Origin of the sequence: Sphingomonas colocasiae (genome assembly GCF_019880585.1) — a bacterium.
Classification (GTDB): Bacteria; Pseudomonadota; Alphaproteobacteria; order Sphingomonadales; family Sphingomonadaceae; genus Sphingobium_A; species Sphingobium_A colocasiae.
Map to the genome: position 1 here is coordinate 12626 of NZ_JAINVV010000004.1, position 15776 is coordinate 28401.

The following is a 15776-nucleotide window of genomic DNA, read 5'->3' on the forward strand; positions in this document are numbered from 1 at the left end:
CATGAAACGCCACAGCCCGACCCGTCTTTCCGTGCCCGCCGCCCTGCTACTGGCGATATCGGTGCTGGCGGGCTGCTCGGCCGATATCATGCGCGGTTATGTCGGCCGCCCGCCGGAAGCGGTGATGGCCAGATATGGCCCGCCCGTCGATGTACGCGACCTGCCGGGCGGGCGCCGCGCCTATCAATGGCTTGAGGAGAGCACCGTCACCGCCTTCGGCGCGACGACGACGACCGTCGAGGAAAAGGGGAGGCGAAGGCCCCGGCAGGAGATCACGACCGAATTCGCGCCGTCGACGACGGAAACCCAGCGCTGCTTCTACACCTTCTACGCGCGCCGCGCGGCGGAAGGGTGGCTGATCGACGGTTTCGAGAAGCCGGCATCCGGCTGCTGAACCCGCTTTCAGGGCGGCCCGGCGGCCGGCGCCAATTCCCCGCAATGTCCGTCATGTTGTCTTCGGAGCGCGGCCCGCTTGGCCGCCAGTTCGGAGTAGAGACATGGTCGCTCGTTTGAGAAGATGCGCGCTGGCAATCGGCGCGTTCGCCTGGCTTGCCGACGCCGTACCGTCCGTTTCCGTGGCGCATGCGCAGGATTCGCAGGATCGGCGATGGAGCCATCGCCCGCCGCCCCGCCCGATGGAGCCGTCCTTCGATCGCTGCGACCGCCTGCACGGGCGCGACCGGGCGCGCTGCGAGGGCCGGCGCGATCGCGACCGGCGCGCCTGGCGTCATCACGAACGCGAAAGGGAGCGCGATCGGCGAAACGATGCCAGGACAGAGGGCGTCGTCGCGGGCGTGGTCGGTGCGGCGATCATCGGCGGCGTGATCGCGGCGGTCGCGAAGGACGGCAAGAAGAAGAAGGAACTGCGCGAACGCCGCCGCCACTGCATCGACCGCTACGGCAACTATGACGAGCGGACCGACAGCTATCGCGCCAGCGACGGGCGCTTCCATCGCTGCGAATGATGGAGGCGCGCAGGCGCCGGATCAGTCGATGATCCGGCGCCCCGTGCCCCAGGCCAGCCAGATCACCGCGCCCAGCACATTGACCCCCGCCGCGAGCAGGAAGGTCGCCGTATAGCCGCCGGTCAGGTCGAGCAGCAGCCCGGTCGCCGCGACGCCGATGATGCCGGGCAGGGTGCCGGCGGTGTTGGTGATGCCCCACAGCACGTCGGCATGGCGTGGCGCGATGTCGAGATGGTTCACCGCGAAGCCGGCGAAGGCGAGCGCGCCGACGCCCAGCGCGCCGCACATGCACAACAGCGCCATCGCCGGCGTCGTCGCCTGGAGCGCGAGCAGGAAGAAGGCCGCGCTGCCGAGCAGCCCGCCGCATTGCATGATGCGCCGCACGCGCGTCACGTCCGCGCCGCGCGCGATCATCTTGTCGGCGACGACGGCGGCGGCATTGCCGACCACGAACTGGCTGATCCAGGGGCCGATCGCGAACAGGCCCGATCCGGCGACCGACATGTGCTGCACGTCGCGGAAGTAGCTCGGCAGCCAGGCGAGCATCAGGTAGAGTGTCCAGTTGTTGCAGAAATGATTGATGATCAGCGCCCAGACGGCCTTGTGCGACAGCAGCACGCGCCACGGGATCGGCTGGCGCACCGTGCCCGTTTCCGCCTCGATCGGCGCGAGCAGCGCGCGTTCCTCCGCGCTGATCGTCGGATGCACCGCCGGCCGCGCATGGATCAGCCGGAACCAGAAGACCGCGAAGACCAGGCCGAGCCCGCCAAAGGCGTAGAAGACGCTTTGCCAGCCATGATGTTCGATCAGCCAGCCGGTGACGAGCAGCGCGAAGATCGTGCCCATCGGGATGCCGGTGAGGTTGATCGCGGCGGCGCGCGATTTTTCGGGCCCCGGCATCCAGCGCGCGAGCAGATTGTAGATCGCAGGGAAGCTCGCCGCCTCGCCCGCGCCCATCAGGATGCGCGTGGCGATCAGCGCCGCGAGCGAGATCGAACCCGCGATCGGGGTCAGGAAGGTGAAGGCGGACCAGGCGATCAGCGCGCCGCCCAGCAGCAGCCGTCCGCCGATCCGGTTGGCGAGCCAGCCGGTGGGGACCATCGCCGCCATATAGCCGATGAAGAAGGAGGACAGCACCAGCCCCTTGGTGGTGCCCGACCAGCCATATTCCTCGGCCATCGGAATGATCGCGACCGAGATGTTGACCCTGTCGATATAGCAGATGAAGGTCGCGATCGCGCACATCAGCACCACGATGTGCCGTTTCTGCAGCCCCGGTTTCGAGGCCTGCCCCGCCGCCATGCTTGTCCTCCCCGCTGATTTATCCTGTTTCCGCAGATAGATCGGATGTGGCGCCGTTACGCAAGCGCCACGTCCATCGGTTGTCGCTTCACGGGCTTCGGATTACCACCGGGCCGATGACAGGGTGGACGCGACCGGCATGGATTCGCTGATCACCGCGGCGGCGCGCGCGCTGGCGGTGGGCGATGCGATCGGCGCGCTGAACCGCGTCGCGTTGCGCGACGATGCGCCGGCATTGGCGTTGCGCGGCATCGCCATGGCGCAGCTCGGCGAATATGCGCGCGCCACCGCCCTGCTGCGGGGCGCCGAGCGCGGCTTCGGTTCGAAACAGGCGGTGGCGCGGGCACGCTGCGTGGTCGCGGAGGCGGAGATCGCCTTGGTCTCGCGCGATCTGAACTGGCCGGTGAAGCGTCTCGACGCGGCGCGGCTGGCGCTCGCGGCGCGGGGCGATCCGGTCAACGCCGCGCATGCGGGCCATCTCCAGATCCAGCGCCTTCTGCTCATCGGCCGGATCGAGGCGGCCGAGCATCTGCTTGCCGGATTCGATCCCGCGCCCTTGCCGCCCGCCTCGCTGGCCGCGCATGCGCTGGTCGTCGCCGGGATCGCGCTCCGCCGTCTCCAGACCGGACGCGCGCGCGACGCATTGGCGCGGGCCAGGCGCGCGGCGGATGCGGCCGATATTCCGGCGCTGACCGCCGAGGTCGAGAGCGCGGTGCGCAGCCTCGACCGGCCGGCGGCACGGCTGATCACCGGCGGCGAGGCGCGCGTGATGCGGTTGGATGAGGTGGAGGCGTTGTTCGCTTCGGATGTGCTCGTCATCGATGCGTGCCGCCATGCGTTACGCGATCCAGGCGGCGTCGCCACGCTGGCGACGCGGCCGATCCTGTTCGCGCTTGCCCGCCTGTTGGGGGAAGCATGGCCGAACGATGTGTCGCGCGAAGCGCTGCTCAAGGGCGCATTCGGCGCGCGTCACGCCGATGAATCGCATCGCGCGCGGCTGCGCGTCGAGATCGGCCGGCTGCGTGCCGCGCTCTCGGCGCTGGCCGGGATCAGCGCGACCGGGCGCGGGTTCGCGTTGCGGCCGCACGGTACGCGCCGGGTGGTCGTGCTGGCGCCGCCGATCGACGACGATCACCGCGCGGTGCTGGCGCTGCTGGCGGATGGAGAGGCCTGGTCGAGCTCCGCGCTCGCGCTCGCATTGGGGGCGAGCCAGCGCACGGTGCAGCGCGCGCTCGATGCGCTGGCGGCGGCGGGCAAGGCGCGGCCGGTCGGCCGTGGCCGCGCGCGCCGCTGGATGACGCCGCCCGCCATCGGCTTCACGACAAGCTTGTTACTCCCGGGGCCGCTGCCAGTCGGTTAGGACCGATCATCAGTTTGGAGGATGGCGAGACATGAAACGATCAGAGGCCGAGATCATCCGCGAATATGGCCCGTTCCCGGATGTGGAGGCGGTGCACGGCGTCACCTATGACGGCGAACGCGTGTGGTTCGGGGCGGGGGAACGGCTGCAGGCGCTGGATCCCGAGAGCGGCGAACTGCCGCGCGCGATCCCGGTCCCCGCGCATGCCGGAACCGCGTTCGACGGACGGCATCTGTTCCAGATCGCCGAGGACCGCATCCAGAAGATCGATCCCGGTTCGGGCGCGGTGGTCGCGACCATCCCGGCCCCCGGCGGCGGCGGTGATTCGGGGCTTGCCTGGGCGGAAGGGTCCCTGTGGGTGGGCGAGTATCGCGCGCGCAGGATCCATCGCATCGATCCCGAAACGGGCACGATCCTGCGCACGATCGAATCCAGCCGCATGGTGACGGGGGTCACCTGGGTCGATGGCGAGCTGTGGCATGGCTGCTGGGAGGGGGAGGAAAGCGCGCTGCGGCGGATCGATCCGGACAGCGGCGCCCCGATCGAACAGATCGACATGCCGGCGGGCATGGGGGTGTCGGGGCTCGAATCCGATGGCGGCGATCGCTTCTTCTGCGGCGGCGGCGACAGCGGCCGGCTGCGCGCCGTGCGGCGGCCTCGCTGAAGCGGAACGCCGCCGTTACGATTTTGGCTGCCGCGCGGCCGATCTTGCCATAATGTCCCCGCCATCGCCGCCGCGGATCGCGGCGGTCAACGGCGGAGGGCAGGGCGTGGATATTCCAGACGACATCTTTACCGAACCCGAGGATGTCGATCCGGAAACGCTCGCCAATCTGGGGCCGCTGCGTCGCCTGGCCGGCATATGGGAGGGGCAGCGCGGCGTCGACATCAATCCCAAGGCTGACGGGCCGGAACAGCGCGATTATTATGAGCGCATCGAAATGCAGCCGATCGATCCGCAGGCGAACGGGCCGCAGCTTTTCTACGGCCTGCGCTATCACGTGCACATCAACACGCGCGAGGAGGCGATCACCTTTCACGATCAAGTCGGCTATTGGCTGTGGGAGCCGGCGACCGGGCTTATCCTGCAGACGCTGGCGATCCCGCGCGGGCAGATCGCGATCGCGGCGGGCCATGCCGCGCCCGATGCGAAGCAACTCGTGCTGAAGGCGGAGCGCGGGCAGACCGACTATGGCATTTGTTCCACCAGCTTTCTCGAAGCCGCCTTTCGCACCGATTCCTACACCATCCAGGTCGATTTCCACGATGACGGGTCGTGGAGCTACGTCTCCGACACGATGTTGCAGGTGCGCGGCCAGGATGCGCCGTTCCTGCACCGGGACCGCAACACGCTGACGAAAGTGGGCGAGCCCGATCTCAATCCCTGGGCGCGGATCGAACGAGACGGGCAGGGCGACTGAGCCACGGCTTTTGCGCGGCGACGGGTGGTCTGCCTGCGTCGGACGCCCTTCCGAATCGCGCGCCGAACATGATATCATGCCGGCGAGCGCGGGGGTGTTCGAAGGAGGAACCATGATCCTCGACAATGAACGCGGCTATCTGGGCTGGCGCGCACGGATGGAGCGCATCCGTGCGCAACGCGCCCCTGATCCCGCCGGATATCGCGCGCATATCGAACTGGCGCGCAGCTATGAGCGCCGCCTGTCCGGTCTGACGATCGGCGACATCAGGAAACCGTCGCTGAGAAAGGCCTGAGAGGCTGTTTGGAGATGTGCTGAAGCGCATATTTCAAGGCCGGCGCGGCAATGCGCCATCGGCGCATTTTCCAAACACACTCCGAGGCGTCAGGCGTCGGCCCAGCGGCGCAGCAGATTGTGGTAGACGCCGGTCAACTGGATGATCGCGCGATCGTCCTGGCCGCGATCCTGGGCGATGGTCTGGATCGCGGTGTCGAGTTCGAACATCGTCCGCCGCGCATCGGTGTCGCGGATCATCGACTGGATCCAGAAGAAGCTGGCGACGCGGCGGCCGCGCGTCACCGGTTCAACCCGGTGCAGGCTCGATGCCGGGTAGAGCAGCATATGGCCGGCGGGCAGCTTCACCGCCTGCGCGCCGAACTGGTCCTCCACGATCAGCTCGCCGCCGTCATAGGCATCGGGATCTTCCAGGAAGAGCGTGGCGGACAGGTCGCTGCGGATGCGGAAATCGCTGCCGCGCCGGATGCGGATCGCATTGTCGACATGCAGGTCGAACGCCTGGCCGCCCGAATAGGCGTTGAACAGCGGGGGAAAGATCTTGAGCGGCAGCGCCGCCGCGATGAACACAGGAGACCGGCCGAGCGCGTCGAGGATCAGCGCGCCCGCCTGCTTCGCGGCGGCGCTGTCCTCCGGCAATTGCATGTTGCGCTTGGCCAGCGCCGATTGATGGCCGGACGTGGCGTTGCCGTCGATCCAGTCCGCGGCGTCGATCAGGCCGCGCACTTCGGCGAGGGCGGCCGCATCGAGAATCTCGGGGATCGCGATCATCATGATGCCTTCGCGCTATTGCCAAGGCGTGCAATCGTCAATGCTATTGCGATGCGTTCTTAGAAATGATCGGGCCTCCCGCGCGATCACACGGCGCTGCTCAACCTGTCCGCCAGATATCGCGCGAACCGGTGCGTTCCCGTCTCGAGCGGTGAAAGCGGCGCCTGCTGCCCATATCCGCTGGCCGCGCCGCGCTGGACCGCTTCGGTCCTCAACCGGTCCTCTTCGTTGAAGGTGGCCGCGAGATCGAGAAAGTAGAAGCGGGGATCGGTCGGATCGATCGCCGCCGGATCGATCGAAAACGGGCCGCATAGTCCGTGATCGATGCGCACCTCGCTGGCGGAGATCGGCTGCATCGCGATCCACCAGACCCAGTCCGACGCGACGGAGAAGACCAGCCCGGGAAAGACCCCGCCGACAATGGCGGTCCGCCGTTCATGGTCGGTGAGATATGGTTGGGGCGTGGCGATCGCCGGATCGGCCGGCGGCGGCGCATAACCATCGGCAAGCCCCGCGAGATAGTGGAAATAGTCGATCGGGCCCGGCTGCATCCGAACCCGGCTGACCGGCGAAACCGGCGCCAGCGTTCGCGGATGGGTCGCGCTCAGATGATAGGCCTCCAGCCCGTTCTCGACGAGGATTTTCCAGTTGCATCGCCAGACCAGCGTTTCGCGGCGCAACGAGCGCATTGCGCCGACACCATAGGCCGCGATCGCGCTGTCCAGGCCGGCGAGGCGAGGTTGGAGGGGGGCGGGCGAGTCCGCGAGGCTGAGGAAGATGAAGCCGTTCCACAGCGTCACCGCCACCGGCCGCAGCGCGATCGACGCCGGGTCGAAACCATCGCCCATGCGTGGGGCATTGAGCAGTCGCCCGTCGATGCCATAGCTCCATGCATGATAGGGGCAGGTGATCGCGCGAACGCAGCCCGCGCCTTCGATCAGGATCGAAGCCCGATGCGCGCACACGTTCAGGAAAGCCGCGATTGATGTATCCTTCTGGCGAACCACGACGACCGGGGCGCCGTTGACCTCGGTCGTGAAATAGCCGCCGGTGTCCGCGATCTCGTCGTCGCGGCCGACGCAGATCCATTCGCGCGCGAAGATGTGCGTGCGTTCGCGTTCGAGGAGCGCCTGGCTGGCATAGGCCGATGGCGGCAGCGTCGTCGCGCGCGATTCCGGCGCTGCTGCAAGCGCGCCGATCTGATCGAGAATGGTCGAAAGCTGGGGAGTGGACATAAGCGCTCCGGATGTGAGGAGGGTGCGATCAACTGCTCGGGTTCGCCGACTGCGCACGGACGATCAGCGCCAGCGCGGCCAGCGTCATCGCCAGCGCGAGGAGATGGAGGTGCGTCACGGTCGCGCCCAGCCAGCACGCGGCGAAACCGGCGCCGAACAGCGGCTGGAGCGCGAGGGCGAAGGCCGTCCGGGTGGCGCCGTTGACGATCAGGCTGCGATTCCAGGCGAGATAGGCGAGGATATAGGCGCCGATCCCGAGGTAGAGCATCGCCGCCCAATGCCGGGCGATCGCGTCGATCGCGCCGAATCCGCCGGTCAGCGCCGCGAACGGCAGCAGCGAGATCAATCCGCCGAGGATCGCGATCGTCATGAAACTGAGCGGCGAACAGCGCCATCGCCGCAAGCGGCTGCCGATGGTGTAGATCGTCATCAGCAGGTTCGCGGCGAGGATCAGCAGCTCGCCGCGTCCGATGCCGCCGCCGCTGCCCCGGTCCACCAGCATCGCGCCCGCCGCCAGCGTCAGCAGGCATGCAATCGCGACCGGTCGCCAGGGCAGTTCGCGCAGGATCAGCCAGGCGGCCGCGGCCACCATCATCGGTAATGTCGCGGTCAGGATCGCGACGCTCACCGGTTGCGCGGTCGTGAGTCCCTCGAACCAGAGATATTGGAACCAGGTGGTGCCGCAGGCGCCGAGCAGCGCGATCCAAGGTGCCTCGCCGCGCAGCGCCGCGCGATCGGCCAACAGATCGCGCCCTGCCAAGGGCAGCAGCGCTCCTAGCGCCACCGCCCAGCTCCACAGCGTCAGCGGAAGTGCCGGCACATCTGCGAACAATGCGCTGCCCACCACGATCAGGCTGGCCCAGATCAGTGGCGGCAGCACCAGCAGCGCGATGCTGAAAAGCTGGCCGCCGCCGCCTTGCTGGCGGGCAACGCCGCTACTCAATCGATCCGTCACGGTATCCCCTCTTGCATCGACGTAACATTTCTGTATCAGGAGAATCGTCCTACGAAAAGAGTGATCAGGTGGTGATGAACAGTTCGTTTGAGTGGCCGAGCGCCGATTTCACGCGGGTTCCCTATCGCGTCTTCCGCGACGAGAAGGTGCATGCGCGCGAAGCCGAGCGCCTCTTCAAGGGGCCGTTCTGGAGCTATCTCTGCCTCGACATCGAACTGCCGGCCGCGGGCGACTATGTGATGTCCTATGTCGGCGAGACGCAGGTCTTCGTGACGCGGACCGAGGAGGGCGGGGTCGCCGCCTTCGTCAACAGTTGCGCGCATCGCGGCGCGCAACTGGTACGCAACCTGCGCGGCAACAGCCTGTCGCACACCTGCGCCTATCACCAATGGTGCTTCGATCTGGAGGGGCGGCTGATCGGCGTGCCGCAGCAACGCGGCGTGAAGGGCAAGGGCGGCATGGGCCCGGAATTCGATCGCGATCGCCACGGGCTCAAGCGCCTGCGCGTAGACAGCTACAAGGGGCTGTGGTTCGGCACCTTCTCCGACGATGTCGCGCCGCTCGCCGACTATATCGGCCCGCGCATCACGCCTGAGATCGACCGGATCTTCGACCGGCCGATCAAGATACTCGGCTATTATCGCCAGCGCATCCCGGCCAATTGGAAACTCTATCTGGAGAATGTGAAGGACCCCTATCACGCGGGGCTCCTCCATCTCTTTCACGTGACCTTCGGCATCTATCGGCCGACCATGTCCGGTCGCGTCTTCATGGACGAGACCAACGGCCACAGCGTGCTGCGGACCGCCGATATCGGGGAGCGGCAGTCCGATGTGAACGAGGCGTATAGCGGGATCGACAAATATCGCGCCGATTATCGCCTGGCCGACGCATCGATGTTCGACGTCGCGCCCGACTATGACGACCGGGTAACCAACATGATCATGACGATCTTCCCCAATCTGATGCTGGGGCAGGTCGCCAACACCTTCCAGGTCCGCCACGTTCGCCCCAAGGGGCTGAAGGAATTCGAACTCTACTGGACCTATTTCGGCTTCGCCGACGAGGATGAGACCGCCACCGAAGGCAAGTTGCGCCAGTCCAATTTCGTCGGACCGGCCGGCTATATCTCGCTGGAGGACGGTGAGGCTGGGCGCCTCGTCCAGATCGGCACCGACCGCCGGAGCGACGAGGATTGCTCGATCGTCGAGATGGGCGGGCGCGGCGAGATCGGTGACGCGGATACGCTGGCGACCGAAGTCGCATTGCGCGGTTTCTGGAAACGCTATGTCGGGGCGATGGGATGGGACGTCGCGCCATGCTGAACCCGCTCCCCACGCCATTCGATCGCGAAGCGGTGCTGGCGCTGCTCGCCGAACATTCGCTGTGCCTTGACGAGGGACGGATCGACCAATGGCCCGATCTGTTCGTCGACGACGGCATCTACCGCGTGCTCTCCCGCGAGAATGTCGAACTCGGCCTGCCGGCGCCGCTGGTCTATTATTACAGCCGGGGGATGATGCGCGATCGCGTCACCGCGCTGCGCGACGCCCTGACGTTCGAGCCGGTCTATACCCGCCACATGATCTCGGACATCCGCCTGTCCGCCGATGGCGCGGGCCAGGTGGAGGCGCGGTCGAATTTCGCGATCTACCAGACGACGGAGGAAGGCGTGACGCGCCTGTTCGCCGTTGGCGGCTATCGCGACGTGATCACGGCGACGCCGGACGGACCGCGCTTTCGCGAGCGCTGCGCGATCGTCGATACCTTCGGTGTCCAGAATCTGATCGCGTTGCCGCTATGACGGCCGCGAACCCCTTCACCAGTCTCGAGCGCCGCCTGCTGCGGTTCGAGGATATGGCCGTCAATGCGTGGGAAGGTGGTTCCGGTCCCTCACTGCTGATGCTGCACGGGTCCGGACCCGGCGCGTCGAGCGTCGGCAACTGGCGGCCGGTGCTTGACCGGCTGACGGCGCATTTCCGTGTTCTCGCGATCGATCTGATCGGCTTCGGGGAATCGGGGCGCAGGCCCGCGCCGCCGTTCTTCGACACCGATTTGTGGCTGCGCCAGGCGCAATGGGCGCTCGCCTTGCTGCCGGGCGAGGCGGTGGGGGTGATCGGCCATTCGCTGTCCGGCGCGCTGGCGTTGCGCCTCGCGGCGCGTGACGGGCGCGTCGCCGGGGTTCTGGCGACGGGCACGATGGGTGGCGACATGCCGGTCAACCCACATCTCGATCATGTGTGGCGATGCCCGCGTTCGCGCGACGCCATGCGCGCGGCGGGGCGAACATTGATCGCGGACGAGCGCCTGATCACCGACACCTATCTCGATCAGCGCATGGCCGTCATCGGCGCGCCCGGATATGCCGATTATTTCGACGCGATGTTCGCCGGTCCGTTCGATCGCTTCATCGCCGCGGCGCGCGTCACGGATGCGGATCTCGCCCGGATCGCGGTTCCGGTCATGATGCTGCACGGCCTTCAGGATCGCGCCTTCCCGGCCGAACCCAACACGCTGGCATTATTGCCCAGGCTCGCGCGCGGCGATGCGCTGCTGTTGTCGAACTGCAGTCATTCGGTCGCGATGGAGCGGCCCGACGCGCTGGTCGCGGCCGCCATCGGCCTCTTCGGAAAGGACGGACTATGACGCTCACACTGATCCGGTGCGGAACGCTTTACGCGGGGGGAGAGGCGGCGCCCGCGTCCCGTCAGTCGCTGCTGATGGACAATGGGCGGGTGATCTGGACGGGGCCGCGCGATCAGGAACCGACGGTGGAGGACGCATCGATCATCGACCATGACGACGCGTTCGTCATGCCCGGCCTGATCGACGTCCATGTCCATCTTTCCTATGGCGAGGCACGGACGGAGGAGGATATCGATCTGTTCGCCAGCCTCGAGTTCCGCGCGCTTCGCGGCATGGAGGCGGCGCAGCGCATCCAGCGCGCCGGCTATACCTCGATATGCGATCCCACCACGTCGGGGCGTGTCAGCCTCGCGATCCGCGACGCCGTCGATGCGCGGCTGTTCGGTGGTCCGCGCGTCACCACGTCCGGGCGCAACATCAGCACCCGGCAAGGGCTGGTCGACTGGTATCCGACCTGGATCGGCGTGCCCGAAACCTCGATCGGCCAGATCGTCCGCACCATCGACGAGGGGATCGACGCGATCCGCGCGCAGGTGAAGGACGGCGTCGATTTCATCAAGCTCGCGATGGACGGGGATTCGATGAATCCCTCCTCGGTCAAACTCGCCTGCGCGTTCCGTCAGCAGGAAGTGGATGCGCTTGTCGAGGAAGCGCATCGCCTGGGCCGCAAGGTCGTCGTCCATGCGCGCGGATCGGAAGGCGTGCTCCACGCCGCGCGCGCGGGCGTCGATCTGATCTTCCACGCATCCTATATGGATGACGAGGCGCTGGACGCGGTGGTCAGGAGCGGTGCGGCGATCTGTCCGACGCTCAGCCTGCTCGTCAACAATATCGAGTTCACCCAACCGACCGATCCGAGCCATCCCGCGCTGGTCGATGCCCATAAGCGCGAACTCGAAGCCGCCTCGCGCAACCTGGAAAAGGCCCGGAAAGCGGGCGTGCGCTTCCTGGTCGGCAGCGAAGCGGGCTTCGCCGTGACGCCCTATGGCGAATGGCATGCGCGCGAACTGCAGAACCATGTCGATTATATCGGTTTTTCCAATGCCGAAGTGCTGGCCCAGGCGACGACGAACAACGCCTGGTTCACGCGAGACGGCGGCGATGTCGGGCGGATCGGCGCCGGCAGCCATGCCGATCTGCTGGTCGTGCGGCGCGATCCGTTCGCGGACTTCGGCGCGCTGCTCGATCGGTCGAATATCGTGGCCGTCTATCAGGGCGGCGAAGCCGTGGACCTGGCGCCCAATGCCGCGCGGAAACGGCTGCCGACCGAATTTTCCTACGCCATGTGGAACGAAGTCTACACGCGTGACACTCTCGCGGCGCGCGCCCGCGTCGCCGCATAAACAAAAGAGGATGGGACAGGATCATGCTGCACAGCGCTGACGAACTGGTCGACCCCGCGATTCTCGACAAGGTGCGCGGGTGGCGCGACTATGTCGAGGCGAAGCTGGGCTTCCGCAACCACTGGTATCCGATCCTGCTGTCGAGCGAGGTGGAGGAGGGGCGCCCCGTCACGGCGATGCTGTGCGGGGAGAATCTGCTGCTCAACCGGATCGACGGCGAGGTTTTCTGCATCCGCGATCGCTGCCTGCATCGCGGCGTGAAATTCTCCAGAAAGCCGGAATGCCATACCAAGGCGACGATCACCTGCTGGTATCACGGCTATACCTATCGCTGGTCCGACGGCCGGCTGACCGATGTGATCGCGGCCCCCGATACGCGGATCGTCGACGGCAATCGCGGCGTGCGCGCTTATCCGGTGCGCGAAGCCAAGGGCCTTGTCTTCGTGTTCATGGGCGATCGGGAAGGCAACGTCCCGCCGCTTGCCGACGACGTCCCGCCCGGCTTCCTCGACGACGATAATTTCGTCATCGCGCGGCATCAGGTGGTGGCATCCAACTGGCGGCACGGCGTCGAGAACGGCTTCGACACCACGCATATCTATATCCATCGCGAATCCAGGCTGATCCAGGAAGGCAACATGGTCCTGCCGCTCGGCTTCGCGCCGTCGCAGACCAAGAGCTTCGAGATATCCGATCCGGAGGACGGCCCGGTCGGCGTGATCGAAACCTACGGCCCGCACGTCGTCCCGGCATTCGAAGGCCGGGTGGAGGGCGAGACCGTGTTGACGGTGCCGTCCGACATCACGGGCAAGAATCTGGTGCCGAGCACGATCTCGATGTGGATGCCGTGCGCGCTCAAGGTCGATCCCTGGCCGTCGCCGACGACGACCCAGTTCGAATTCTACGTGCCGATCGACGACACGCGCCATCTGTATGTCCAGACGCTCGGCACCCGGGCCACGACGCCGGAGGAGGAGCGCGCCTTTACCCGCGAATTCAACAATCGCTGGGCCTATTATGCGCTGGAGGAGTTCAACGGCCCCGACATCTGGGCGCGCGAGGCGGCCGAGGAGGGCTATGCCGACGACCGGCAATGGATCGATGAGGCCCTGTTCGAAGCCGATGAGAATATCGTCGCGTTCCGCCGACTGGCCGCCAGACGCAATCGCGGCGTGCAGCGCCCCGCCGACATAAGGAACTGACCGGAATGATGATGTTTCAGCACAGGCATGTCGATGCCGGGGGGCTCGACACCCATTATCTCGAAGCTGGCGAAGGATCGCCGATCGTCCTGATCCATGGCGGCGGCGCGGGCGCCGATGCGGAAGGCAACTGGGCCAACCTGATCCCGATGCTCGCGGCCCATCATCGGGTGCTCGCGCCCGACATGGTGGGATTCGGCCGTTCGGCCAAGCCGGGCGGCGTGGATTACGAATATTCGCAGCCGGGGCGAGAAGCGCATATCATCGCATGGCTGGAGGCGCTCGATATCGGCCCGGCGATGCTTGTCGGCAATTCGATGGGCGGGCTCACCGCATTGGGCGTTTCGGTCGATCGGCCCGATCTGGTTTCCGGGTTGGTGCTGATGGGCAGCGCCGGCCTGCCGGTGCCGCCGTCGCCCCAGCTCCGCGCCATCATCGAATATGACTATAGCGCGGAAGGCATGGCGCGCATCGTGGACGCGCTGACCGGTCCTGATTTCAGGGCGCCAGACGGCATGGTCGACTATCGGCTGAACCTCTCGACAGAGCCGGACACCCGCCGCGCATATGATCGCATCGTGGCCTGGCAAAAGGCCAATCACGGACTGGAGATTCCCGAAGCGCGGATCGCGGCGGTGACGGTGCCGACATTGGTGATGGCGGGCAAGGACGATGGCGTGGTGCCGGTGGCCAATGCCTATCGCTTTCTCGACCTCATTCCCCAATCCTGGGGGGCGATCCTGCCGCGCTGCGGGCATTGGCCGATGATCGAGTTCCCGGAGATCTTCACCGGCCTGGTGCGGCGCTTCGCGGGGCAGGGCTGAAATGAGGCGCGGCGCCTTTCATGATTTCGCGCATCGCCTGTGGCAGGAACCGGATCTGCGCGCGGCCTTCGCCAGCGATCCCGCGGGCGTGCTCGAAGCCTCCGCGTTGAGCGAGGAGGAGAAGCGGCTGCTGCTCGACGGATCGTTTCCGGCGCTCGCGGAGCTCGGCATGCATCCGCTGGTGCAGATGCCCTATTCGCTCGCGCGCAATCCGCAGGTGGCCGATCAGATCAGCTTCCGCGACTATCTTGACCATCTCGACTGAGGATTTACGATGGGCAGCATCGTCGGCGCATTCGGTACGGCGCATATCCTGATGAAGCGTGGCACCGGCGGGGACGCGGGTGAACGCGTCTTCGCGGGGATGAAGGAGATCGGGCGCCGCGCGCGCGCGTTGCGGCCCGATCTCCTCGTCATCGTCTCCTCGGATCATTTCTACAATTACCATGCGGATGAAGCCGCGGGCTTCGCCGTCTCGCCGGCCGCGATCCATGTGCCGTTCGGCGACATGCAATTGCCGCGGGATTCCTTTCCGGGGGATTCCGGGTTCGCGCGGGGGCTGGCGGCGCATGCCGGGCGGCAGCATGTCGACGTGAAGCTGCTCGACGGATATCGGCCCGATCATGGCGTGGTCATTCCGGCGCTGATGGCGGACAAGACGCGGTCGATCCCCATCGTCCCCCTGATATCGAATACCGGCCGCACCCCGCCGCCGGCCTTCGCGGAGGCGTGGCGGCTGGGCGTCGCGCTGCGCGACTATGTCGAGCAGGCGACGCCGCCGGATCTGCGGGTCGTCGTGATCGGCACCGGCGGGCTTTCCCACTGGCTGGGCGTCGAGCAGATGGGGCGCATCAATCCCGATTTCGATGCCGCCGTGCTCGATGCCCTCACCTCCGGCAGGCCTGACGACCTGACGGCCTGGGACGAGGCCCGGATCGTGAGCGAGGGCGGCAATGGCGGGCTTGAGGTGATGAACTGGCTGGTGATGGCGGGCGCCGCGGGCGGTTCGGGCGGTGAGCGCGTCTATTATGAGGCGGTGCCCGAATGGATCACCGGCATGGGTGGCGTCGAACTGTTCGTGAACGAGGGGGGCATGTGTTGAGCGACATGGATCTGGTGCGGATTGGCAAGGCCGACGATCTTCAGGAAGGCGAAATCCGCCGCGTTTCCGTGCCTGGATATGAGCCGCTGGCGCTGTGCCGCAGTGGCGGGCGCCTGCACCTGTTCGCGGATATGTGCTCGCATGGCATGGCGTCGCTGAGCGAGGGCGAAGTGGCGGATGGCCAGGTCTTCTGTCCCTTTCACGGCGGCGGCTTCGATGTTGCGACGGGTATGCCGACCGAGCGGCCCTGCACCATTCCCATCAATGTCTATGCGCTTGTCGAGCGCGATGGCGACGTGCTGGTCGCCGGAAAAATGTGATCCACGATAATCGTCCTACAATTATTGGTTGACGTA

Annotated in this window: 19 protein-coding genes; 15 read left to right on the plus strand and 4 right to left on the minus strand. The window is 66.6% G+C overall.

The genetic code is table 11. The features are described from left to right. The first annotated feature begins 1 nt into the window (after nt 1). Together K7G82_RS06565 and K7G82_RS06570 are read left to right on the plus strand one after the other, a co-directional pair. On the plus strand, nt 2-394 hold the full coding sequence (locus K7G82_RS06565) for a hypothetical protein (protein ID WP_222989068.1): 393 nt from the start codon (nt 2-4) through the stop codon (nt 392-394). 103 nt (nt 395-497) lie between these two features. Continuing rightward, complete coding sequence (locus tag K7G82_RS06570) at nt 498-965, plus strand: hypothetical protein (RefSeq protein ID WP_222989069.1); 468 nt, start codon at nt 498-500, stop codon at nt 963-965. 21 nt (nt 966-986) lie between these two features. On the opposite strand, the gene K7G82_RS06575 is transcribed toward K7G82_RS06570, so the two are convergent. Beyond that, entirely contained in the window at nt 987-2267 is a 1281-nt protein-coding gene (locus tag K7G82_RS06575; RefSeq protein ID WP_222989070.1) for an ACS family MFS transporter, read from the minus strand. Nucleotides 2268-2406: 139 nt separating this feature from the next. On the opposite strand from K7G82_RS06575, the gene K7G82_RS06580 reads away from it, so the two are divergent. From K7G82_RS06580 to K7G82_RS06595, 4 genes are all read left to right on the plus strand, one after another. After that, the gene (locus K7G82_RS06580; RefSeq protein ID WP_222989071.1) at nt 2407-3627 is read left to right on the plus strand and encodes a helix-turn-helix domain-containing protein; all 1221 of its coding nucleotides are present in this window, start codon (nt 2407-2409) and stop codon (nt 3625-3627) included. 31 nt (nt 3628-3658) lie between these two features. Continuing rightward, the gene (locus tag K7G82_RS06585; protein ID WP_222989072.1) at nt 3659-4291 is read left to right on the plus strand and encodes a Vgb family protein; all 633 of its coding nucleotides are present in this window, start codon (nt 3659-3661) and stop codon (nt 4289-4291) included. A 106-nt stretch (nt 4292-4397) separates the two neighbouring features. Beyond that, a complete protein-coding gene (locus tag K7G82_RS06590) occupies nt 4398-5048 on the plus strand; it encodes an FABP family protein (RefSeq protein ID WP_222989073.1) in 651 nt (216 codons plus the stop codon). Nucleotides 5049-5160: 112 nt separating this feature from the next. After that, nucleotides 5161-5343 (plus strand): hypothetical protein, encoded by a 183-nt coding sequence (locus K7G82_RS06595; protein ID WP_222989074.1) that lies wholly within the window; start codon nt 5161-5163, stop codon nt 5341-5343. Nucleotides 5344-5432: 89 nt separating this feature from the next. Here the strand turns inward: K7G82_RS06595 and K7G82_RS06600 are convergent, their stop codons facing one another. The 3 genes from K7G82_RS06600 to K7G82_RS06610 form a co-directional block, all read right to left on the minus strand. Then, on the minus strand, nt 5433-6116 hold the full coding sequence (locus K7G82_RS06600; RefSeq protein WP_222989075.1) for a Fe2+-dependent dioxygenase: 684 nt from the start codon (nt 6114-6116) through the stop codon (nt 5433-5435). A gap of 83 nt (nt 6117-6199) precedes the next feature. Next, the gene (locus K7G82_RS06605) at nt 6200-7348 is read right to left on the minus strand and encodes an aromatic ring-hydroxylating oxygenase subunit alpha (protein WP_222989076.1); all 1149 of its coding nucleotides are present in this window, start codon (nt 7346-7348) and stop codon (nt 6200-6202) included. Between the two features lie 28 nt (nt 7349-7376). Beyond that, nucleotides 7377-8303, minus strand: coding sequence for a DMT family transporter (locus K7G82_RS06610; RefSeq protein WP_222989077.1), 927 nt, complete (start codon nt 8301-8303; stop codon nt 7377-7379). A 74-nt stretch (nt 8304-8377) separates the two neighbouring features. Between K7G82_RS06610 and K7G82_RS06615 the strand changes: the two genes are divergently transcribed. The 9 genes from K7G82_RS06615 to K7G82_RS06655 are packed head-to-tail and all read left to right on the plus strand — an operon-like array spanning nt 8378 to nt 15740. Continuing rightward, nucleotides 8378-9628 (plus strand): Rieske 2Fe-2S domain-containing protein, encoded by a 1251-nt coding sequence (locus tag K7G82_RS06615; protein WP_222989078.1) that lies wholly within the window; start codon nt 8378-8380, stop codon nt 9626-9628. Further along, complete coding sequence (locus K7G82_RS06620) at nt 9622-10107, plus strand: aromatic-ring-hydroxylating dioxygenase subunit beta (RefSeq protein ID WP_222989079.1); 486 nt, start codon at nt 9622-9624, stop codon at nt 10105-10107. The genes K7G82_RS06615 and K7G82_RS06620 overlap by 7 nt, the downstream gene beginning before the upstream one ends. Then, entirely contained in the window at nt 10104-10949 is an 846-nt protein-coding gene (locus K7G82_RS06625; RefSeq protein WP_222989080.1) for an alpha/beta fold hydrolase, read from the plus strand. Before K7G82_RS06620 ends, K7G82_RS06625 begins: the two co-directional genes overlap by 4 nt. Beyond that, nucleotides 10946-12292 carry a metal-dependent hydrolase family protein gene (locus K7G82_RS06630; protein ID WP_222989081.1) on the plus strand — a complete coding sequence of 449 codons (1347 nt, stop codon included), beginning with the start codon at nt 10946-10948 and terminating at the stop codon, nt 12290-12292. The genes K7G82_RS06625 and K7G82_RS06630 overlap by 4 nt, the downstream gene beginning before the upstream one ends. A gap of 23 nt (nt 12293-12315) precedes the next feature. After that, nucleotides 12316-13494 (plus strand): Rieske 2Fe-2S domain-containing protein, encoded by a 1179-nt coding sequence (locus K7G82_RS06635; RefSeq protein WP_222989082.1) that lies wholly within the window; start codon nt 12316-12318, stop codon nt 13492-13494. 5 nt (nt 13495-13499) lie between these two features. Beyond that, on the plus strand, nt 13500-14318 hold the full coding sequence (locus tag K7G82_RS06640) for an alpha/beta fold hydrolase (protein WP_246623363.1): 819 nt from the start codon (nt 13500-13502) through the stop codon (nt 14316-14318). Between the two features lies 1 nt (nt 14319). After that, entirely contained in the window at nt 14320-14583 is a 264-nt protein-coding gene (locus K7G82_RS06645; RefSeq protein WP_222989083.1) for a hypothetical protein, read from the plus strand. Nucleotides 14584-14592: 9 nt separating this feature from the next. Continuing rightward, the gene (locus K7G82_RS06650) at nt 14593-15420 is read left to right on the plus strand and encodes a DODA-type extradiol aromatic ring-opening family dioxygenase (RefSeq protein ID WP_222989084.1); all 828 of its coding nucleotides are present in this window, start codon (nt 14593-14595) and stop codon (nt 15418-15420) included. A 5-nt stretch (nt 15421-15425) separates the two neighbouring features. After that, nucleotides 15426-15740: a non-heme iron oxygenase ferredoxin subunit gene (locus K7G82_RS06655; protein ID WP_246623436.1), complete on the plus strand. Its 315-nt coding sequence runs from the start codon at nt 15426-15428 to the stop codon at nt 15738-15740. Nucleotides 15741-15776: the final 36 nt, after the last annotated feature.